Here is a 19,323-nt window from a genome sequence, read left to right on the forward strand (position 1 = left end):
GGGCCGTCCGCCGGTGCGGGCGGTGGGCCGTCGACGCGGGCTGCCGCTCGTGCGCGTCGCCTCCCCGGTCGGTGCGTGGCGCGTCGGGGGTCGCCGCTGGACGGGGGTCACGATGTCGGTCGACGAGCCGGGTGCGGGTGACGGCGCGTGCTGCCCTGCGGCCGTCGGCGTCGCATCCCGGCGGCTGTGAGCGGGTGGGCGGGCGATGCAGGTCTCGACGACCACGACGATCCTGCTGACGACGGCGGTGGTCGCGGCGGTCCTGTGCCTGCTGGTGCGGCGGCTGGTGCGCGGGGTCGAGGTCGACGTGGGCCCGTGGTCGTCGACGTTGTCGTACGTGGCGACGGCGTACGGCATCGTCCTGGGTTTCTCCATCATCTTCCTGTTCGGGGAGTTCTCCGCGGCGCGCGCCGCGGTCGGTGACGAGGCGACGTCGATCGGCACGGCGTTCGACGAGGCGCAGCTGTTCCCGGCCGCGGAGCCCGCGATCCAGCACGCGCTGATCTGCTACGCGCGGGCGGTGCCGCTGCACGACTGGCCGGCGCTGCAGGCGGGCGGGTCGTCGCCGGAGGTGGACGCGGCGTACCGCGACCTGTTCACGACGTTGGCCGGGGCGTCGGGGGCGACGGACGGGACGTTCCAGCCGGCGACGGCGACGAACCTGGTGGCGCAGCTGGGCGCCATCTCGACCGCGCGCGAGACACGGCTGGTGGCGGCGGAGATCCAGACGCCGCCGCTGCTGTGGGTGCTGCTGATCTTCGGCGGGGCTCTCATCGTGGTGCTGCTGTTCGTGCTGACGATGCGGGCGCACGTCGCGGTGCAGGCGGCGCTGGTCTCGGTCTCGGCGGTGTTCACGGTGGTGATGCTGCTGATCGTCGTGGCTCTGAGCACGCCGTTCAGTGCCGGGCCGGGGCGTCTCTCCCCCGCGCTGATCGTGCAGACGACGGAGTCGATGGAGGCCGCGGCTCCGGACCAGGCGGCGCTGCCCTGCGACGTCGAGACGGACACCTGACGGACGAAGGAGACTGCGATGCACGACGATCCCACGGGGCCGATCCACGGCGCGGCGGCGTTCCGCGAGCACATCGACCCGTTCACGTTCCCGGCGTCGGGGATGACGCCGGGCACGGCGTACGAGCTGTTGCACACCGGTCTGATGCTGGACGGCCGGGAGACGTTGAACCTGGCGTCGTTCGTGACGACGTGGATGGAGCCGGAGGCGGAGCGGCTCATCATGGGTTCGCTGCGCAAGAACCACATCGACCACGAGGAGTACCCGGCGGCGTCGTTGATGGAGGAGGCCTGCGTCCACATGCTGGGTGACCTGTTCCACGCGCCGGACCCGGCGGAGGTGGTGGGGGTCGGCACGATCGGGTCGTCGGAGGCGATCATGCTGGGGCTGCTGGCGCACAAGCGCAGCTGGCGGGACCGGCGGCGCGCGGCGGGTCTGCCCACGGACCGTCCGAACGTGGTCTACGGGGCGGAGACGCACGTGGTGTGGGACAAGTTCGCGAACTACTTCGACGTGGAGATGCGCAAGATCCCGATGAAGCCGGACCGGTTCGTCGTGAGCGCCGACGAGGTCGCGGAGCAGGTCGACGAGAACACGATCGCGGTGGGGGTGGTGCTGGGCACGACCCACATCGGCGAGGCGGACCCGATCGCGGAGATCGACGAGCGGCTGGTGCGGATCAAGGCGGAGCGGGGGTGGGACGTCCCGATCCACGTCGACGGGGCCAGCGGCGCGTTCGTGGCGCCGTTCGCGGAGCCCGACCTGGAGTTCGACTTCCGGCTGGAGCAGGTGGCGTCGATCAACGCCTCGGGGCACAAGTACGGGCTGGTGTACCCGGGGGTGGGGTGGCTCGTGTTCCGGGACCGGACCAAGCTGCCCGAGGACCTCGTGTTCAGCGTGAACTACCTCGGCGGCGCGCAGCCCACGTACACGTTCAACTTCTCGCGCGGGTCGGCGATGATCCAGGCGCAGCTGTACAACTTCCTGCGGCTCGGGCGCCGGGGGTACGAGGAGATCGTGACGACGATGCTCGCGAACGCCCGCCACCTCAACGAGGAGCTGGCGGGGGGCGACTGGTTCGAGATCCTCAACCCGGGGCTCAGCGAGCCGGTCGTCACGTTCCGGCTGCGCGGCGACCCGGGGTTCGACGTCTACCACCTGTCCGCCCGCCTGCGGGAGCACGGCTGGATCGTCCCGGCCTACAGCCTCCCCCCGGACGCCGAGGACGTGCACCTGCTGCGGGTCGTGGTGCGCGTCGACCTGAGCCGACAGATGGTCGACCTGCTGCTGCGCGACCTGGACGACGCCTGCCGGCACCTCGCGCAGGAGCGGCCCGGGGCGCGCCGGCGCCCCGCGCCGGACGTGTGGACGGCGCCGGCGCTCATGGCGGCGCACCAGAAGGAGCGCACGGGGCAGCGGCGACCCTGACGTCCCCGTCGCCGCCGCGACAAGCGCGACGGCGCGCCATACGGTGCGAGCATGGCCGACGACGACGCCACGCCGCGCGCCACGCGCGGCGTGCCTGCCGGGGCGGGCCCGGGCGAGCCCGCGGACGGCGGGGCCGACGTGCGCGGGCCGGTGCCGGACCGCCCGCTGCAGCACGACTCGAAGCGCCCTCCCCGCTGGGTGCCGCGCGTGCTGGTGATGGGCGCGGTGGCGGTGTTCGTCGCGGCGTGGACGTGGACGGCGCTGGGTCAGCTCTCGACGATCTTCGTGTACCTGCTCATCTCGTTCTTCGTGGCCCTGGCGCTGGAGCCGATGGTGGTGTGGCTGGTGCGGCACGGCTGGCGGCGCGGCGTGGCGGCGGGGGTGGCCCTGTTCGGGTCGGTGATCGTCGGGATCGCGGTGATGGCGATGTTCGGCAACCTGTTCGTGCAGCAGCTCGTGCAGCTCGTGGAGTCGCTGCCGGCGCTGTACGCGACGGTGCGCGAGTGGGCCCAGAGCACGTTCGAGGTGACGTGGCCGCCGTCGGACGAGCTGCTGGCGCAGCTGCTGGACCGGTACGGGTCGGACGTCGCGTCGGGGACGATCGCCGTGGGCGCCACGATCGTGGGGTTCGTGTTCGCGGCGCTGACGATCGGTCTGGTCACCTACTACCTGATGGCGGCGGGCCCGCAGTTCCGGGTGGCGGTGTGCCGGTGGCTGCCCCCGGAGCAGCAGACGGAGGTGCTGCGCCTCTGGGAGATCACGCAGGTGAAGGTGTCCGACTTCATCAGCTCCCGCGTGGTCCTGGCCGCGTTGTCGGCGGCGTTCACGGCCGTGTTCCTCGTGATCATGGGGACGCCGTACGCGCTGCCGCTCGCCCTGTTCACCGGGGTCGTGTCGCAGTTCGTGCCGACGATCGGCACGTACATCGGCGGGGCGCTGCCCGTCGCGGTGGCGCTGACCTCCCAGGGGTTGCCGCAGGCGCTGGGGGTGCTGGCGTTCATCATCGCCTACCAGCAGCTGGAGAACCTGTACTTCTCCCCGAAGGTGTCGGCGCGGGCCCTGGAGATGAACCCGGCGGTCAGCTTCGTGGCGGTGCTGGCGTTCGGTGCCGTGTTCGGGGCGCTGGGCGCGTTCCTGGCGCTGCCGATCGCGGCGACGATCCAGGCGGTGGGGAACACGTACCTGCAACGCCACGAGCTGGTCGACTCCGACATGCTGCGCGACCCGGTGCCGGACGACGGCCAGGAGCCGCGGGGGCGACGGGCCCGCAACCAGCGGGCGGCGCGCGAGGCGGCGCGCACCGTGGACGAGCGCCGGGCCGACGGCCTGGACTGACTCCGTGCGCGACCGGATCGCCAAAGCACCCAGAAGCGGACGAAATCGGCCACGCCGGATTGCGACCGCGCGGGCGGCACGCGACGATGACTCGCGTGAAGCCGTCCCTCCGCGCCGGGCGGCGACGCCGGGCCACCCCGCCCGCCGTCGTGCTGCTGCTGGCGCTGCTGCTCGGCCTGCCCGGCGCCGCCGCGCACGCCGACCCGCCGCTGACGGACCTCGAGGGCCCGGTGACGGACGTCGCGGGGGTGCTCGACGCGGCCGGCACGGCCGAGGTCCAGGCGGCGCTGGACGAGCTGGCCGACCGGACGCCGTTCCAGCTGTTCGTCGTGTACGTCGAGAGGTTCGACGGGATGGACGGCCGGGCGTGGGCCGACCAGACGGCGAACTACGCCCGCCTCGGCACCTCCGACCTGCTGCTCGCCGTGGCCACGGAGGACCGGCTGTACGGGGTGAGCGTGGACCAGAACGTCCCCCTCGACGACGAGACCCTGGACGCCGTGCGCGACGCCGCGGTCGACGAGCTGCGCGCCGACGACTGGGCGGGGGCGACCGTCGCGGCGGTGGACGCGGTCCTGGCGGTCTCCGAGGAGGACGCCTCCGGCTCGGGCGGCGGCATCCCGGTGGGCTGGCTGCTGGCCGCCGGCGGGCTCGCGCTCGTGGTGGTCGTCGTCGTGGTGGCGCGTCGCTCGCGCCGCCGGGACCGGGACCTCACGGCACGGGGCGCGGAGGCGGCCCGGCGCCGCGCCGGTCGACAGGCGGACCCGCTGGCCGGCCTGGACCTGGACGAGCTGCGCCGCCGGGCGGGCAGCGCGCTGGTCGCCGTGGACGACGCCGTGCGGTCGTCGGCGCAGGAGCTCGCGTTCGCCGAGGCCGAGTTCGGCGTCGACGCGACCCGGGAGTTCGCCGTGGCGCTGGACGCCGCGCGCGAGCAGGTCGCGGCGGCGTTCACGCTGCGGCAGTCGGTGACGGACGGCACGGCCGGTCCGGCACCGGACCCGGCGCACGAGCACGCGGTGCTGCGGGACGTCGTCGGTCGGTGCGAGGCGGCGTCGGCGACGCTGGAGGCGCAGGCCCGCGCGTTCGACGAGCTGCGCGCCCTCCAGGCGCGCGCCCCCCAGGTGCTCGACGAGGCGGCCGCCCGGGCCGGGGAGCTGGAGGCGCGGGTCGAGGTCGCACGCGCGACCCTCACGGGCCTGGCCCGGACCTACCCCGCCACCGCGCTCGCGTCGGTGCAGGACAACCCCGACCACGCCACCGCGCTGGTGGAGGGTGCGCGGACCGCCGTCGAGGCAGGACGGGCGGCGCTCGGGCGGCGCGCGAAGGGCGTCGCGGTCGCGGAGGCGCGGGCCGCACAGGCCGCGCTCGACCAGGCCGGCGCGCTGCTCGACGCCGTCGACTCCGCCGACCAGGACCTCGCGCACGCGGCCGCCTCCCTCGACAAGGCCGTCGCGTCGATCACGCAGGACCTCGTCGACGCCGACCGTCTCGCGCCCGACGAGCCCGTCGTGCGGGCCGCCGCCGCGGAGGCGCGCGAGGCCGCGGCGCAGGCGCAGGCGGCCCGGGACGGCGGCGACCCGCTCGCCGCGCTGTCCCGGCTCGCCACCGCCGAGGCGGCGCTCGACGCGACGCTCTCCCCCCTGCGGCAGCAGGCCGAGTCGGACGCCCGGGCCCGTGCCCTCGTCCGGGACGTCCTCGGGCGCGTCGACGTCCGGCTGCGCACCGCGCAGGACTACGTGACGACCCGTCGCGGTGCCGTCGGGCCCGACGCCCGCACGCTGCTCGCCGAGGCCGCGCGGCTCGCCGCCGACGCCCGCACGCAGCCCGACCCGCACGTCGCCCTCGGCGTCGCGCAGCAGGCCGAACGGCTCGCCGACCAGGCCGCGGCAGCGGCCCGCGCCGACGCCGACGCCTGGTCGGCCCGGCAGTCCGGGCCCTCCCGCTCCCGCGCCGCCCAGCAGCCCGGCGTCGGCGGCATGGTCCTCGGCGGGATCCTCCTCGACTCCGTGCTGTCGGGCGGCGGCGGGCGGGGCCGACGTCCCGCCCCGCCCCGCGGGTACGGTGGCGCCCGGGGCATGGGGAGCGCCGGCCGCGGGTCCGCCCGCGGCGGTCGCAGCGGTGGCCGTGGCGGCAGCGGAGGCCGCGGAGGCCGCAGCAGCGGCGGCCGGTTCTGAAACCACCCGGGGCTCTCGGACGTCGAGACCTGTGACAGCACGCACGGACCAAGGAAGGCACGGCACGACATGACGCAGAAGCAGAGCATCCTCGGGCGCATGAGCCAGCTCGCGAAGGCCAACATCAACGCGCTCCTGGACCGCGCCGAGGACCCGGGCAAGATGATCGACCAGCTCATCCGGGACTACACGAACAACATCGCGGAGGCCGAGCAGGCCATCGCCCAGACCATCGGCAACCTGCGCCTGGCCGAGCAGGACTACCACGAGGACGTCCAGTCCGTGCAGGAGTGGGGCGCCAAGGCGCTGGCCGCGTCCCGCAAGGCGGACGAGTACCGCTCGGCCGGCGACCCGGTCAACGCCGACAAGTTCGACCAGCTCGCCAAGGTGGCGCTGCGCAAGCAGCTCGACGCCGAGGGCGAGGTGCGCAGCGCGCAGCCCATGATCGAGCAGCAGCGCGTCACGGTCGACAAGCTCAAGGCCGGCCTCGCGCAGATGAAGGACCGTCTCGTCGAGCTGAAGAACAAGCGCGACCAGCTCGTCGCCCGGCAGAAGGCCGCGCAGGCCCAGCAGGCCGTGCAGGGCGCGATCAGCTCGATCAACGTCATGGACCCCACCAGCGAGTTGTCCCGCTTCGAGGAGGCGGTGCGTCGCGAGGAGGCCCAGGCCATGGGTCAGGCGGAGATCGCCGCGTCGTCCCTGGAGTCGCAGTTCGCCGAGCTCGAGGGCTCCATGCAGGACGTCGAGCTCGAGGCGCGCCTCGCCGCACTGAAGTCGGGCACCCCGACGCCGCAGATCGAGTCCTGACCCTCGTCCCGCGAGTCAGCGCTGGTTCCCGCGAGTCAGCGCGGATCTCTGCGCTGACTCGCGGGACCCTGCGCTGAGTCGCGAGGAACTGCGCTGACTCGCGGGGACCTGCGCCGACTGACCGCCTTCGGCGCTGACTCGCGGAGACCTGCGCTGACCCGCGTCAGGCGGCGGTCGCCTCGGGGCCGACGGCGGCCCGCACCTGGTCGAGGAACCCTGCGGCGAGGAGCTCGCCGGTGACGGCCAGCGCCGCGTCGTGCTCCACGACCTGCGCGTGCACGGCGGCCGTGTCGACGTCCGTGTGGCCGAGGGCCCAGCGCACCGCGAGCGACGGGCTCGCCTCCGGGTGGAACTGCACGCCCAGCGCGGAGCCCCAGCGGAACGCCTGGTACGGGTAGGTGTCGGAGAAGCCGAGCCACTGCGCGCCGTGCGGCGGCTCGATGACGGCGTCGGCGTGCATCGACACGACGGGCGTGGTGCGGGCCGGGTGCTCGAGGTCGTCGGGCCGCTGCGCCCCGGTGGCGCGGGCGACGGCGCCGAGCACCGGGTCGTCCCAGGCCTCGCGCCGCCAGCGGACGCCGACGACGCCGGCCTCGCGCCCGGGAGGTGCGGCGACCGCCACGCTGCCGCCACCGGCGACGGCGAGGAGCTGCGCGCCGAGGCAGATCCCGAGGGTGGGCAGGCCGGCGCCGACGGCGCGCGCGAGCAGCGACCGCACGGCCGGGAGCCAGGGTGCGACGTCGTCGGCGTAGGCGTTCATCTGGCCGCCGAGGACGACGAGTCCGTCGCCGCACGCGTCGAGCGCGGGGACGGGGTCGCCGTCGTGGAGGCGGACGAGCCGGACGTCGCCGAGGAGGCGGCCGAAGCGGTCCAGCGGGACGTCGGAGGAGTGCTGCAGCACCGTGATGCGGGGCGCCGCGGCCGGAGAGGTCTCGTGCACGGTCGCCCACGCTACTCCGGGCGTGCCGCGTCGATCCACCCCCTCGCCCCGGTCGGGGCGCGCGTACGCTGTGGGCATGGCCTCCCTCTTCACCGAGGCGTCCGCCGCCCCGGCGCAGCGCCCCGCCCGTGTCACCTACCTCCTGGTGGACGGCGAGAACATCGACGCGACCCTCGGGATGAACGTCCTCAACCGTCGTCCGAACCCGGAGGAGCGTCCCCGCTGGGACCGCATCACGGGCTTCGCGCAGAAGGTGTGGGGGCAGGACGTCGTCCCGCTGTTCTTCCTCAACGCGACGAGCGGGCAGATGCCGATGCCGTTCGTGCAGGCGCTGATGGCGATGGGCTACCGGCCGATCCCGCTGGCGGCCAACGGTGACGAGAAGGTCGTCGACCTCGGTATCCAGATGACGCTGGACGCGATCGTGGACCGCGACGCGGACGTCCTGCTGGCGAGCCACGACGGCGACTTCCTGCCGCAGGTGGAGCGTCTGGTGGGTCAGGACCGCCGGGTGGGCCTGCTCGCGTTCCGGGAGTTCGTCAACCTGCAGCTGTCGGCCCTGGTGCCGGACGGTCTGGAGATCTTCGACCTCGAGGGCGACGCGGACGCGTTCACGAGCCCGCTGCCGCGCGTGCGGATCATCCCGATCGACGAGTTCGACCCGCTGCGCTACCTCTGAGGGGTCTGCTCGGGCTCGACGTCGGCGGACGTGCCGGGGTCGAGCCCGCGCTCGCCCGGGAGCGCGGCGGTGCGGGCGACGCTCGCGATCGCCCAGAGGGCGAGCCCGCCGAGGAGCAGCACGACCAGCAGGCCTTCCCACGTGAACCCGGTGAGCACGACGACGAGCACCCCGGCGGCGAGGAGGAGGACGCGCAGCAGGTCGGCGTGCTCCGCGACGCCGCGCGCGAGCCGCCCGTCCTGGCCGGAGACGGCGCGCGCCCACGACCACCGGTCCTCGGCCGCGCGCAACCACCGGGGGCGCCCGGTGAGCAGGGCGGCCACGGCCGCGACGGCGGCGAGGATGCCGACGAGCCAGAAGATGGCGTGCACCTCGCCCGACACGGTGTCGTAGAGGGTCCCGGCGACGCGTTCCCCGTCGGGGGTGCGGGCGACGTCGACGACGAGGTCCCGCAGCCGGGAGACGAGCGCGACGACGATGACGAGGGCGGCGACGACGCCGATCCCGAGCTGGATGGTGCCGCGCCGCGGGTCGGGCGAGACCCAGACGGTGCCGATGATCGCGAGGATCGTGACGGCGACGAGCGCCCACACGGCCCGGTCGACGGTGCGGACGGTGTCCTGCACGAGGTCGAACGTGGCCCGGTCCAGGAGCTCGACCTGCCCGAAGTCGTCGGGCAGCCGGGTGCCGAGCGCGGTGGCGAGCCGGTCGCGGGCCTCGGGCGCCCGGTCGGCCACCGCGTCGGGGAGCTGCACGTCCCCGACGACGCCGTCCAGCCCGGACAGCGACTCGCGCAGGGCCTCGGTGACCAGGGGCACGGTGTCGAGGACGACGGCGTCGTCGGTGAGGTAGACGTTCGGGTGGTCGGCGCCGTCGGCCCGGGCGAGGCCGACGGCGGCGGCGTGGGCGCGCTCGACGAGGTCCGGGACGCGGTCGCGGAGCGCGCCGGAGGTGACGAGGCGGTGGACGACGGCGTCGACGCGCTCCTCGACGGGGCCGACGAGGACGGGCGTGAGCGCGGACAGGGACGGTCGGTCCACCTGGCCGAGGACGGCGTCGAGCAGGGGGCGGGAGTCGACGTCGAGCCGGGTGAGCGCGGCGGCGGTGACGGCGTCGTCGAGCTGGTCGAGGCGCGCGGACACGCGGGCGTCGAGGTCGAGGGCCTCCAGCGCCTGGGCGGACACGATGTCGGCGACGGCCTCGTACAGCGCCGGGTCGTCGAGGGCGGGCTGCACCGTCTTCATGAACTGGTCGGTGTCCAGCACGGTGCGGTGCGCCCAGACGGCGACGCAGGAGGCCACGACGAGCAGCGTGGTGATGACGACGAGGAACCCGGCGACGACGCGGCGCACGGCGTGGGCGCGGGGGTGCACTTCCTGCTGCTCGCTCATCGGGCGTCCTCCCTGGTGGCGCGGTCGCGGCGAGCGTATCCACGGGGCGCGGTTCCTGCCCGTCGAGCGTCGTGCGCGCGCTGACACCCTGCACCGAGACTGCTCCCAGGCGTCTCCCAGCCCGCGGTTGCAGACTGGACGGCATGAACGAACCCGAGGCCCGGCTGGTCGTCGTCGACGACGAGCCCAACATCCGTGAGCTGCTGTCCACGTCCCTGCGCTTCGCGGGCTTCGAGGTGCACGCCGCCGGTGACGGCAACACGGCGCTCCAGCTCGTGCGGGACACCGAGCCCGACCTGGTGGTGCTGGACGTCATGCTGCCCGACATGGACGGGTTCACGGTGACGCGGCGGATGCGGTCGACGGGCCGGCACACCCCGGTGCTGTTCCTCACCGCCCGGGACGACACGCAGGACAAGGTGCAGGGCCTCACGGTGGGCGGCGACGACTACGTGACCAAACCGTTCAGCCTGGAGGAGGTCGTGGCACGCATCCGCGCGGTGCTGCGCCGCACGGCGGGCGCGGCACCCGACGACGAGGCCGTGGTGCGCGTGGGCGACCTGGAGCTCGACGAGGACTCGCACGAGGTGCGGCGCGCAGGCGTGGAGATCGACCTGTCCCCCACCGAGTTCAAGCTGCTGCGCTACCTCATGCTGAACGCGGGCCGCGTGCTGTCGAAGGCGCAGATCCTCGACCACGTGTGGCAGTACGACTGGGGCGGCGACGCGAACATCGTCGAGTCGTACATCTCGTACCTGCGTCGCAAGATCGACCACCTGTCGGTGCCCGGCCCGGACGGCACGGAGGTCGAGCTGCCGCCGCTCATCCACACCAAGCGAGGCGTGGGCTACCTGCTGCGAGCGTCCCAGCGATGACGTCGGGTCGCCGCGGGTCGGACGAGCCGGTGTTCGCCGCGCCCGGTGACGTCCCGTCGGGGGCGTCGCCGGCGGCCGCGCCGTCGTCCACCGTCCCGGCCCCGGGTGCGTCGTCCGCGGCGTCGCCGGGCCCGACGGCGGCCGACACGACCGCCGCGACCCCGGACGCCGCGGTGGCGGACCCGGTGCCCGCCACCGCACCGTCCGGGGACGTCCCCGGCGCGACCGCCGGCGGTGCGGGCGACGGCCCGCCCGGGCACGGGGCCGGCGACGACGGCGGGCAGCGGTGGAGCTGGTTCGCACGCGTGCCGCTGCGGGCGAGGCTGGTCGCCATCATCGTGCTGCTGCTGGGCGGCGGCCTCGTGTTCGCCGGGTTCTCGACCCGCACGGTGGTGTCCGACTACCTGGTGGAGCAGCTCGACACGCAGCTCAAGGAGGCCGTGCACGACGAGTCGGCGTTCGACAACGTCGACGGCTCCGAGGAGGGCGTCGCCCCCAGCGAGTACGTGCTGGTGCTGCGCGGCGCCGACGGCACCACCTACTCCCCGCACGTCTGGCCGCAGACGAAGGAGCGGTACGGCACCCCGGTGCTGCCCGACGAGTCGGTCACGGAGTCGGTCGCGCGCGGCGACGAGCCGTTCACGACGTCGGGCAGCGGTGGGAGCGAGTCGACCGACTGGCGTGTCGTGTCGGTGCCCGTGCGCATGAGCACCGTGGACGGTCCGCAGGCGGGCGTCGCGTACGTCGGGCTCCCCATGGCGGGCGTCGACAAGACGACGTCGTTCCTCACCCGCTCCCTCGTGTGGTCCGGCGTCGGCATCGTGCTGCTGGGCGGGCTGGGTGCGTTCTGGCTCGTGCAGTACTCGCTGCGACCCCTGCGCCGCATCGAGGCGACGGCCGCCGCGATCGCCGAGGGCGACCTGTCGCAGCGCGTGCCGGAGCAGCCACGCTCCACGGAGGTCGGGTCCCTGTCCCACTCCCTCAACACGATGCTCGCCCAGATCGAGGTGGCGTTCGCCGCGCAGGAGGCGTCCGAGCAGCGGATGCGGAGGTTCGTGTCGGACGCCAGCCACGAGCTGCGCACCCCGCTCGCGACCATCAAGGGGTACGGCGAGCTGTACCGCATGGGCGCCCTCGACACGGGCGACAAGGTCGACGACACGATGGTGCGCATCGAGGACTCGGCGCGCCGCATGGGCACGCTCGTCAACGACCTGCTGGTCCTCGCCCGGCTCGACGAGGGCCGGCCGATGCGCCGCGAGCCCGTGGACCTCGTGCCGATGGCGCGGGACACCGCGCAGGACCTGCACGCCCTCGACCCGACCCGCACGGTGACCGTCGCGGGCCTGTGGCCGGGGTCCGCCGCGCCGAGGTCGCTCGTCGTCACCGGCGACGCGGACCGGCTCCGGCAGGTCCTGACCAACCTCGTGGGCAACGTCGCCCGGCACACGCCGACCGGCTCCCCCGCGGAGATCCTGCTCGGCACCGACGCCGACGGCGCCGCCGTCGTCGAGGTGCGCGACCACGGCCCCGGCGTCAGCGAGGAGCAGGCGGGCAAGATCTTCGAACGCTTCTACCGCGCCGACTCGTCGCGGAACCGCAGCTCGGGCGGGTCCGGTCTGGGTCTCGCGATCGTCGCGGCGATCCTCGGCGCGCACGGCGGACGCACCTCCGTGCACACGACCCCCGGGGGCGGACTGACGGTGCGGGTGATGCTGCCGCGCCAGGACGACTACGATGCGTGACGGTCCGCCAGCGGGTCGCCGCCACGCGTGAGCGTCGGCGGGCGGACGTAGGCTGGAACCGGACCGGTCAATTCGTCCCGAGAAAAGGTCTTGATAGCGATGGGCGTGCTCAACGCCGACGCACCGCAGTGGTTCGCCTCCGCTTTCGTGCGCACCTGCCGGGGCGCCGGCTCCACCGCCTCCGAGGACGTCGTCCGCGCCGTCGGTGACGAGCTCATCGACCGCTGGTCGGAGCCGGACCGGCACTTCCACAACCTGCGCCACCTCGCCGCGGTCCTCCACCGCGTGGAGGAGCTCGCGCACGAGACGCACGAGCCCGACCTGGTGCGCCTCGCCGCCTGGTACCACGGCGCGGTGTTCGACGCGGCGCGCAAGGCCGCCTACGCGACGAAGGGCGGCGAGCAGACCACCCTCAGCGCCGAGCTCGCCCGCACCCAGCTCGTCGACCTCGGCCTGCCCGTGGACGCCGCCGAACGCGTCGCGGAGCTCGTGGACACCCTCGCCCGCCACAAGGCGCGGCCGGGCGACTTCGACTCGGCGGTGCTCAACGACGCAGACCTCGGCATCCTCGCCTCGGAGCCCCAGCGGTACAAGGAGTACATCGCGGAGATCCGCGCGGAGTACGCACACATCCCGCTGTCGGACTACCTGGACGCCCGCATCAAGGTGATCACCAAGCTGCTGGGCCGCCCGCGCCTCTACTCCAGCCCGCTGGGCATCACCTGGGAGGAGCCGGCCCGCCAGAACCTCGAGGCGGAGCTGCACCGCCTGGTCAAGGAGCGCAAGCGCCTGGAGGCCCAGTCCCCCGCGGGGCCCGCGCCCCGCTGACGCTCTCCTGCGCGAGTCAGCGCAGTTCCGCGCGAGTCAGCGCACGCTCGGGTCGGTCGAGGTCGGTCGGGGGACGGGGCCCCGACCTTCACCGTGGCGTCCGGACGCGAGTCAGCGCTGGACCCCGCGAGTCAGCGCTGGACCCCGCGAGTCAGCGCAGGAGCCCTCGAGTCAGCAGTTCGTCCACAGGGTGTGGACGACGGCGGCGGGGACCCCGCCCGGTCCGTAGCGTCGTCGTCAGCCCGGCCCGACCGGGGACGACGAAGGAGACGACGTGCGGTATCAGGTCGACAGCGAGCGGGTCGCGCAGGCGAGCGCCGCGGTGAACGGGTCCGTGGGGGCCATCCGGACCGAGGTCGGGGCGATGATGCGCCACCTGCAGGACCTCCAGGCGAGCTGGCAGGGCAACGCGGCGACGTCGTTCGCCGGGGTGATGACGCAGTGGCAGACGGCGCAGACGCAGGTCGAGTCCGCGCTGGACGCGGTGACGACGGCGCTGCAGTCGGCGTCGTCGACGTACGCGGACGCCGAGTCGCAGGCGACCCGCCTCTTCGCGGCCCGCTGACCCCGCGCCCGCCGAGGGCCGCACGACGGTGGGCCGACGACGTCGGCAGCGCCGGACGATCCTCCCCTGGGGGGAGGGAGAACGGCGACGGCCGGTCGTCCCGGGAGAGCTCCCGGGACGACCGGCCGTCGTCGTGCTCAGCGCGTCACGACGCGCCGTGCGGCGTGGATCAGAAGTCCATGCCGCCCATGCCACCGGTCGGGTCGCCACCGGCCGCGGCGGGCTCCGGCTTGTCGGCGACGACGGCCTCGGTGGTGAGGAACAGCGCGGCGATCGACGCGGCGTTCTGCAGCGCGGAGCGCGTGACCTTCACCGGGTCGTTGACGCCCGCGGCGAGCAGGTCCTCGTACACGCCGGTCGCGGCGTTGAGGCCGTGACCCGGGGTGAGGGAGCGGACCTTCTCCGCCACGACGCCGCCCTCGAGACCGGCGTTGATCGCGATCTGCTTGAGCGGGGCCGAGATCGCCGCGTTGACGATCTGCGCACCGGTCGCCTCGTCGCCCTCGAGCTCGAGCTTCTCGAACGCGGCGGCACCGGCCTGGATGAGGGCGACGCCACCACCGGCGACGATGCCCTCCTCGACGGCGGCCTTGGCGTTGCGCACGGCGTCCTCGATGCGGTGCTTGCGCTCCTTGAGCTCCACCTCGGTGGCGGCGCCGGCCTTGATGACGGCCACGCCGCCGGCCAGCTTCGCGAGACGCTCCTGGAGCTTCTCACGGTCGTAGTCAGAGTCCGACTTCTCGATCTCGCCACGGATCTGGTTGACGCGACCCGCGATGAGGTCGGCGTCGCCGGAGCCCTCGACGATGGTGGTCTCGTCCTTGGTGACGACGACCTTGCGCGCCTGGCCGAGCTCCTCGAGCGTCGCGTTCTCCAGCTTGAGGCCGACGGTCTCGGTGATGACCTGGCCGCCGGTGAGGATCGCGATGTCCTGCAGCATGGCCTTGCGACGGTCGCCGAAGCCCGGGGCCTTGACGGCGACGGACTTGAAGGTGCCGCGGATCTTGTTCAGCACGAGGGTCGCGAGGGCCTCACCCTCGACGTCCTCGGCGATGATGAGGAGCGAGCGGCCCGACTTCATGACCTGGTCGAGGACGGGGAGCAGGTCCTTGACGTTCGAGATCTTCGACTCGACGATCAGGACGTACGGGTCCTCGAGGACGGCCTCCTGGCGCTCCGCGTCCGTCTCGAAGTAGCGGGCGAGGAAGCCCTTGTCGAAGCGCATGCCCTCGGTGAGCTCGAGCTCCAGGCCGAAGGAGTTGGACTCCTCGACCGTGATGACGCCCTCCTTGCCGACCTTGTCGAGCGCCTCGGCGATGAGCTCGCCGATGGCGGGGTCGCCGGCGGAGATCGCGGCGGTGGCGGCGATCTGCTCCTTGCTCTCGACCTCGACGGCCGCGTTGAGCAGCTGCTCGGTCACGGCCTCGACGGCCTTCTCGATGCCGCGCTTGACGGCGATCGGGTTGGCGCCGGCGGCGACGACACGCAGGCCCTCCTTGACGAGCGCCTGGGCGAGCACGGTGGCGGTGGTGGTGCCGTCACCCGCGACGTCGTCCGTCTTCTTGGCGACCTCCTTGACGAGCTCGGCACCGATCTTCTCGAACGGGTCCTCGAGCTCGATCTCCTTGGCGATGGAGACACCGTCGTTGGTGATCGTGGGGGCGCCCCACTTCTTGTCGAGGACGACGTTGCGACCCTTGGGGCCGAGCGTGACCTTGACGGTGTCGGCGAGCTGGTTGAGCCCGCGCTCCATGCTCCGACGAGCTTCCTCGTCGAACGCGATGATCTTGGCCATGGGGACTGATCCTCCGCTGTGGCGTGTCGATGGTCGGCCGGTGCCCGCGACGGACGACCCTTCGCGTGCGTTCATGTCACGCGCGCGGACGGGCCTCACCGTTCGACCGAGGTTGTTTCACCCTGCGGCTGTCACTCGACTGCCGAGAGTGCTAACCCATTATTGGCACTCTCACCTCGAGAGTGCAAGACGTTCGCCGAGGGCATGACGAAGGCCGGCACCCGCCCGCGGGGGCGTGGGTGCCGGCCTTCGTGGAGGCTGCCTCAGCTCAGAGGGGCCGGACCTGCTCGGCCTGCGGACCCTTCTGACCCTGACCGACCTCGAACTCGACCTGCTGTCCCTCGTCGAGCGAGCGGTACCCGTCGGTCTGGATCGAGCTGTAGTGCACGAACAGGTCCTGCCCGCCCGAGGCCGGGGTGATGAAGCCGTACCCCTTCTCCGCGTTGAACCACTTGACGGTTCCCTGGGCCATGTCCTTCTCCTCGTCGTCCTGTGCCGCCGGGCAGGTGCCCCGCGGTGAGAAGGAGACTAGTGGCGCGCGTCATGGGTGGGAAGCACCCGTGCCGGGAATGTCGCGTGTGCGCAACGGCCGCCTCTGACCTGCGGGATCACGTCCCCCGGGAGCCCGCCGACGCCCTTCGGCCGGCGGCAGGCCGGGGAGACGGTCAGCCGACCGGCTGCTTGAGGATCACCCAGACGGCGTCGGTCGGGTGGCTGGTGACGTCGTCGGACTCCTGCACGTTCGCCGCGTCGACGCCGAGCGCCTCGGCGACAGCCGTCGCGGTGTCGGCGCGGTCCGCGCCGTACAGGACGGTGCTGTCGGAGTAGACACCCGCGAGGGTGTCGTCCGCGTTCGCGACCCCGACGTCGGAGAACCCCGCGCCGGTGAGCAGGGACTGACCGGCACCCGCCTGGCCGTCACCGGCGCCGTCGTTGTAGACCACGACGCGCGCGGCGAGGTTCGCGGCGGACGCGTCGCCGGGCATGGAGGCGGCCTCCTCGGTCTCCTCCTCGGCGGGCTCCTCCGAGGTCTCGTCGGTCGAGCCCTCCTCACCCTCGGCGCTCTCGCCCTCGGCGGGCTCCTCGCTCGTCTCGCCGTCGGGCTGGGCGGACTGCTCGGAGGCGACGGGCGGGTTGGTGGTGTCGCCGTCGTCGTTCGACAGGTAGGAGACGATCCCGACGGCGAGGCCGGCGAAGACGACCGCGACCAGCAGGAACGGCCAGACCGAGGACCACCCGCTGCGCGGTTCCCGGTGGACGCCGACCGGCGCACCTTCCGGGCCGCGGACGTCGAACTCGTCGGGCGGGTACGGGTACTGGCTCTTGGTCACGCGGCACAGGGTAGCGGCTCCACCCTGGAGAACGGTCAACCGCCGGCGAGAACCGCGCCAGGGGCTGGTCAGCCGGGCGTGTCGGTGCGGCGTGCCGTGCGGGCGCGCTGCCGGGTGGCGCGCATGCGCCGCAGGCGCTTGACCAGCATCGGGTCGTGCTCGAGCGCGCCGGGGGTGTCGATGAGGGCGTTGAGCACCTGGTAGTAGCGCGTGGCCGACATGTCGAAGAGCTCACGGACGGCCTGCTCCTTGGAGCCGGCGTACTTCCACCACTGCTTCTCGAACGCGAGGATCTCCCGGTCGCGGTCGGTCAGACCGGCGGCCTCGGTCGTCGGTTCCGCCGCGGCGGGCGCCTCGACCTCCTGGACCAGCATCTCGCTCATAGCGCCCCAGTATGGGGCACGACGGGCACGATCCGACGGTGCGCGGCCCGTGTTTCGCGTCCTCGCGCCTCGCTCCGTCGGGCCGGGCGGCACGGCGACGGCTCGGCGGCGGCACGGGCCGACGGGGCTGTGCCGTGTCGGGCGGCCCGGGTAGGTTCGACGTCGTGGAGACGACGACGCCCGCCGCCCCGGCGGACCCCGCACCGACCGCGCCCGACGGCGCCCCCGACGGCGCGCGCCCGCCCCTGGACCGGATCATGGCGCCGGACTGGGCGCGCGCGCTGGCGGACGTGGAGCCGCAGATCCACGCGATGGGCGACTTCCTGCGCGCGGAGGTCGCGGCCGGACGCACGTACCTGCCGGCGCCGGGCGACGTCTTCGCGGCGTTCCGGCGGCCGCTGGCGGACGTGCGGGTGCTCGTCGTCGGGCAGGACCCGTACCCGACACCGGGGCACCCGATGGGGCTGTCGTTCTCCGTCCAGCCGGACGTCCGTCCGGTGCCGAAGTCGTTGGCGAACATCTGGACGGAGCTCGCGGACGACGTCGGTGCGCCGACGCCGTCGTCGGGCGACCTGCGTCCGTGGGCGGACCAGGGGGTGATGCTGCTCAACCGGGTGCTCACCGTCGCGCCCGGCGCGTCGGCGTCGCACCGCGGCAAGGGCTGGGAGTCCGTCACGGAGGCGGCGATCAAGGCGCTGGTGGCACGGGGTGGCCCGCTGGTCGCGATCCTGTGGGGTCGGGACGCGGCGTCGCTGAAGCCCTGGCTCGGTGACGTGCCGTGGGTCGAGTCGGCGCACCCGAGCCCGCTGTCCGCCTACCGGGGGTTCTTCGGCTCGAAGCCCTTCTCGCGCGTCAACGCGCTCCTCGCCGAGCAGGGGTCCGGACCCGTCGACTGGTCGCTGCCCTGAGCAACAGTGGGCGGGGCAGAGTGCAGAATGTCAGGGTGACCGCAGCATCATCCACCCCCCGCTGGACCCGCTACGTCGCGATCGGCGACTCGTTCTCCGAGGGCCTGTGGGACCCGTACCCGCACGCCGACGGCACCCCCGCCCCGATCGGCACCGAGTCCGACGCCGTGCAGCGCGGCTGGACGGACCGGCTCGCCGACTCCCTCGCCGCACGCACCGAGGACCTGGAGTACGCGAACCTCGCGATCCGGGGCCGCAAGATGCGGCAGATCATCGCCGAGCAGCTCCCGGTCGCCCTGGAGATGGAGCCGGACCTCGTCTCCCTGGTCGGCGGCGGCAACGACATCCTGCGCCCCCAGGCCGACATCGACGCGATCTCGGCCGACCTCGAGGACGCCGTGGCCCGGATCCGCGCCACCGGCGCGGACGTGCTCATGGGCACCGGCTTCAAGGCCGGCGGGGCGTTGAAGGCGACCAACGGGCGCGTCGGCCGGTACAACGCCAACGTGTGGTCGATCGCCCGCCGGCAGGGCGCGTTCGTCCTCGACACGTGGGGCATGCGCTCCCTGTTCGACCTGCGCCTGTGGTCCGACGACCGCATCCACCTCACCGACGAGGGCCACCGGCGGATCGCGCAGGCCGCGCTCGTCGGCCTCGGCCTGGAGCCGGACGACGCCACCTTCGACGAGCCCTTGCCCGCCGCTGCGGCCCTGGCGCTGCGCGAGCGCGCCCGCGCCTCGACGCAGTGGACCCGCGTGCACGTCGTGCCGTGGGTGCAGCGCCGGCTGCGCGGCACGTCGTCCGGCGACGGCCGGACCCCGAAGTGGCCCGCCGCCGAGGCGTGGCCGCCCTCGCAGCGCTGACCCGACGTCGTCGGCACGTCCACGCACGCCGCCCACCGGCGGACGCGCACAGGGACGCCGAAGGGCGGGCCGCAGGAGTTCCTGCGACCCGCCCTTCGTGCGTGCTGGAGCCGCCTGTCGGGTTCGAACCGACGACCTTCCGTTTACAAGACGGGAGCTCTACCAGCTGAGCTAAGGCGGCGGGGCGGGATCATCCTACCGAGGGTGGTCCCGCGCCCCGGGGCGGGTGGTGCGCCCGCGGTCCGGGGACCGCGGGCTCACCGC

Annotated in this window: 18 protein-coding genes and 1 tRNA gene; 12 read left to right on the forward strand and 7 right to left on the reverse strand. The window is 73.6% G+C overall.

Features of this window, described 5'->3' with window-relative positions:
* Positions 1-205: 205 nt before the first annotated feature.
* The 5 genes from ATJ88_RS15280 to ATJ88_RS15300 all read left to right on the forward strand — a co-directional run bounded on the left by ATJ88_RS15280 (position 206) and on the right by ATJ88_RS15300 (position 6,756).
* Entirely contained in the window at positions 206-1,012 is an 807-nt protein-coding gene (locus ATJ88_RS15280; RefSeq protein WP_098464566.1) for a bestrophin-like domain, read from the forward strand.
* An 18-nt stretch (positions 1,013-1,030) separates the two neighbouring features.
* Positions 1,031-2,440: a glutamate decarboxylase gene (gene gad / locus ATJ88_RS15285; protein WP_098464567.1), complete on the forward strand. Its 1,410-nt coding sequence runs from the start codon at positions 1,031-1,033 to the stop codon at positions 2,438-2,440.
* Positions 2,441-2,491: 51 nt separating this feature from the next.
* The gene (locus ATJ88_RS15290) at positions 2,492-3,775 is read left to right on the forward strand and encodes an AI-2E family transporter (protein WP_245852473.1); all 1,284 of its coding nucleotides are present in this window, start codon (positions 2,492-2,494) and stop codon (positions 3,773-3,775) included.
* An 86-nt stretch (positions 3,776-3,861) separates the two neighbouring features.
* Complete coding sequence (locus tag ATJ88_RS15295; protein WP_098464568.1) at positions 3,862-5,949, forward strand: TPM domain-containing protein; 2,088 nt, start codon at positions 3,862-3,864, stop codon at positions 5,947-5,949.
* 69 nt (positions 5,950-6,018) lie between these two features.
* Positions 6,019-6,756 (forward strand): PspA/IM30 family protein, encoded by a 738-nt coding sequence (locus ATJ88_RS15300; RefSeq protein ID WP_098464569.1) that lies wholly within the window; start codon positions 6,019-6,021, stop codon positions 6,754-6,756.
* Between the two features lie 163 nt (positions 6,757-6,919).
* Here the strand turns inward: ATJ88_RS15300 and ATJ88_RS15305 are convergent, their stop codons facing one another.
* Positions 6,920-7,696: a type 1 glutamine amidotransferase gene (locus ATJ88_RS15305; protein WP_245852475.1), complete on the reverse strand. Its 777-nt coding sequence runs from the start codon at positions 7,694-7,696 to the stop codon at positions 6,920-6,922.
* A gap of 76 nt (positions 7,697-7,772) precedes the next feature.
* Here ATJ88_RS15305 and ATJ88_RS15310 point away from each other — a divergent pair, with 76 nt between their 5' ends.
* Complete coding sequence (locus ATJ88_RS15310) at positions 7,773-8,375, forward strand: NYN domain-containing protein (protein ID WP_098464570.1); 603 nt, start codon at positions 7,773-7,775, stop codon at positions 8,373-8,375.
* Here ATJ88_RS15310 and ATJ88_RS15315 read toward each other — a convergent pair.
* Complete coding sequence (locus tag ATJ88_RS15315) at positions 8,366-9,766, reverse strand: hypothetical protein (protein WP_098464571.1); 1,401 nt, start codon at positions 9,764-9,766, stop codon at positions 8,366-8,368. The two genes, ATJ88_RS15310 and ATJ88_RS15315, sit on opposite strands and share 10 nt — an antisense overlap.
* Positions 9,767-9,909: 143 nt before the next feature.
* Between ATJ88_RS15315 and ATJ88_RS15320 the strand changes: the two genes are divergently transcribed.
* The 4 genes from ATJ88_RS15320 to ATJ88_RS15335 all read left to right on the forward strand — a co-directional run bounded on the left by ATJ88_RS15320 (position 9,910) and on the right by ATJ88_RS15335 (position 13,779).
* Positions 9,910-10,641: a response regulator transcription factor gene (locus ATJ88_RS15320; protein WP_098464572.1), complete on the forward strand. Its 732-nt coding sequence runs from the start codon at positions 9,910-9,912 to the stop codon at positions 10,639-10,641.
* The gene (locus tag ATJ88_RS15325) at positions 10,638-12,386 is read left to right on the forward strand and encodes a sensor histidine kinase (RefSeq protein ID WP_141538705.1); all 1,749 of its coding nucleotides are present in this window, start codon (positions 10,638-10,640) and stop codon (positions 12,384-12,386) included. The genes ATJ88_RS15320 and ATJ88_RS15325 overlap by 4 nt, the downstream gene beginning before the upstream one ends.
* Positions 12,387-12,485: 99 nt before the next feature.
* On the forward strand, positions 12,486-13,214 hold the full coding sequence (locus ATJ88_RS15330) for an HD domain-containing protein (protein WP_098464573.1): 729 nt from the start codon (positions 12,486-12,488) through the stop codon (positions 13,212-13,214).
* A gap of 274 nt (positions 13,215-13,488) precedes the next feature.
* Positions 13,489-13,779, forward strand: a complete 291-nt coding sequence (locus ATJ88_RS15335; protein ID WP_098464574.1) for a WXG100 family type VII secretion target — start codon at positions 13,489-13,491, stop codon at positions 13,777-13,779.
* Positions 13,780-13,948: 169 nt separating this feature from the next.
* Here ATJ88_RS15335 and groL read toward each other — a convergent pair whose 3' ends face one another.
* The 4 genes from groL to ATJ88_RS15355 form a co-directional block, all read right to left on the reverse strand.
* Positions 13,949-15,574, reverse strand: coding sequence for a chaperonin GroEL (gene groL / locus ATJ88_RS15340; protein WP_098464575.1), 1,626 nt, complete (start codon positions 15,572-15,574; stop codon positions 13,949-13,951).
* Positions 15,575-15,842: 268 nt separating this feature from the next.
* Positions 15,843-16,046, reverse strand: a complete 204-nt coding sequence (locus ATJ88_RS15345) for a cold-shock protein (protein ID WP_098464576.1) — start codon at positions 16,044-16,046, stop codon at positions 15,843-15,845.
* Between the two features lie 193 nt (positions 16,047-16,239).
* Positions 16,240-16,905 carry a LytR C-terminal domain-containing protein gene (locus tag ATJ88_RS15350; RefSeq protein ID WP_098464577.1) on the reverse strand — a complete coding sequence of 222 codons (666 nt, stop codon included), beginning with the start codon at positions 16,903-16,905 and terminating at the stop codon, positions 16,240-16,242.
* Between the two features lie 68 nt (positions 16,906-16,973).
* Positions 16,974-17,279, reverse strand: coding sequence for a DUF3263 domain-containing protein (locus ATJ88_RS15355; RefSeq protein WP_245852682.1), 306 nt, complete (start codon positions 17,277-17,279; stop codon positions 16,974-16,976).
* A gap of 266 nt (positions 17,280-17,545) precedes the next feature.
* Between ATJ88_RS15355 and ATJ88_RS15360 the strand changes: the two genes are divergently transcribed.
* Together ATJ88_RS15360 and ATJ88_RS15365 are read left to right on the forward strand one after the other, a co-directional pair.
* On the forward strand, positions 17,546-18,196 hold the full coding sequence (locus ATJ88_RS15360; RefSeq protein ID WP_098465403.1) for a uracil-DNA glycosylase: 651 nt from the start codon (positions 17,546-17,548) through the stop codon (positions 18,194-18,196).
* Positions 18,197-18,231: 35 nt separating this feature from the next.
* The gene (locus ATJ88_RS15365; RefSeq protein ID WP_245852477.1) at positions 18,232-19,059 is read left to right on the forward strand and encodes an SGNH/GDSL hydrolase family protein; all 828 of its coding nucleotides are present in this window, start codon (positions 18,232-18,234) and stop codon (positions 19,057-19,059) included.
* Positions 19,060-19,164: 105 nt separating this feature from the next.
* Here ATJ88_RS15365 and ATJ88_RS15370 read toward each other — a convergent pair.
* Positions 19,165-19,240, reverse strand: a tRNA-Thr gene (locus tag ATJ88_RS15370).
* Positions 19,241-19,323 lie beyond the last annotated feature (83 nt).

The sequence above is a fragment of the Isoptericola jiangsuensis genome, from assembly GCF_002563715.1.
GTDB lineage: Bacteria > Actinomycetota > Actinomycetes > Actinomycetales > Cellulomonadaceae > Isoptericola > Isoptericola jiangsuensis.

Excerpts from the sequence above, each read along its gene's own strand:
- ATJ88_RS15280 (WP_098464566.1), top strand. The coding sequence starts at position 206 with ATGCAGGTCTCGACGACCACGACGATCCTGCTGACGACGGCGGTGGTC.
- gad (WP_098464567.1), top strand. The coding sequence starts at position 1,031 with ATGCACGACGATCCCACGGGGCCGATCCACGGCGCGGCGGCGTTCCGC.
- ATJ88_RS15290 (WP_245852473.1), top strand. The coding sequence starts at position 2,492 with ATGGCCGACGACGACGCCACGCCGCGCGCCACGCGCGGCGTGCCTGCC.
- ATJ88_RS15295 (WP_098464568.1), top strand. The coding sequence starts at position 3,862 with ATGACTCGCGTGAAGCCGTCCCTCCGCGCCGGGCGGCGACGCCGGGCC.
- ATJ88_RS15300 (WP_098464569.1), top strand. The coding sequence starts at position 6,019 with ATGACGCAGAAGCAGAGCATCCTCGGGCGCATGAGCCAGCTCGCGAAG.
- ATJ88_RS15310 (WP_098464570.1), top strand. The coding sequence starts at position 7,773 with ATGGCCTCCCTCTTCACCGAGGCGTCCGCCGCCCCGGCGCAGCGCCCC.
- ATJ88_RS15315 (WP_098464571.1), bottom strand. The coding sequence starts at position 9,766 with ATGAGCGAGCAGCAGGAAGTGCACCCCCGCGCCCACGCCGTGCGCCGC.
- ATJ88_RS15320 (WP_098464572.1), top strand. The coding sequence starts at position 9,910 with ATGAACGAACCCGAGGCCCGGCTGGTCGTCGTCGACGACGAGCCCAAC.
- ATJ88_RS15325 (WP_141538705.1), top strand. The coding sequence starts at position 10,638 with ATGACGTCGGGTCGCCGCGGGTCGGACGAGCCGGTGTTCGCCGCGCCC.
- ATJ88_RS15330 (WP_098464573.1), top strand. The coding sequence starts at position 12,486 with ATGGGCGTGCTCAACGCCGACGCACCGCAGTGGTTCGCCTCCGCTTTC.
- groL (WP_098464575.1), bottom strand. The coding sequence starts at position 15,574 with ATGGCCAAGATCATCGCGTTCGACGAGGAAGCTCGTCGGAGCATGGAG.
- ATJ88_RS15345 (WP_098464576.1), bottom strand. The coding sequence starts at position 16,046 with ATGGCCCAGGGAACCGTCAAGTGGTTCAACGCGGAGAAGGGGTACGGC.
- ATJ88_RS15355 (WP_245852682.1), bottom strand. The coding sequence starts at position 17,279 with ATGCTGGTCCAGGAGGTCGAGGCGCCCGCCGCGGCGGAACCGACGACC.
- ATJ88_RS15360 (WP_098465403.1), top strand. The coding sequence starts at position 17,546 with ATGGCGCCGGACTGGGCGCGCGCGCTGGCGGACGTGGAGCCGCAGATC.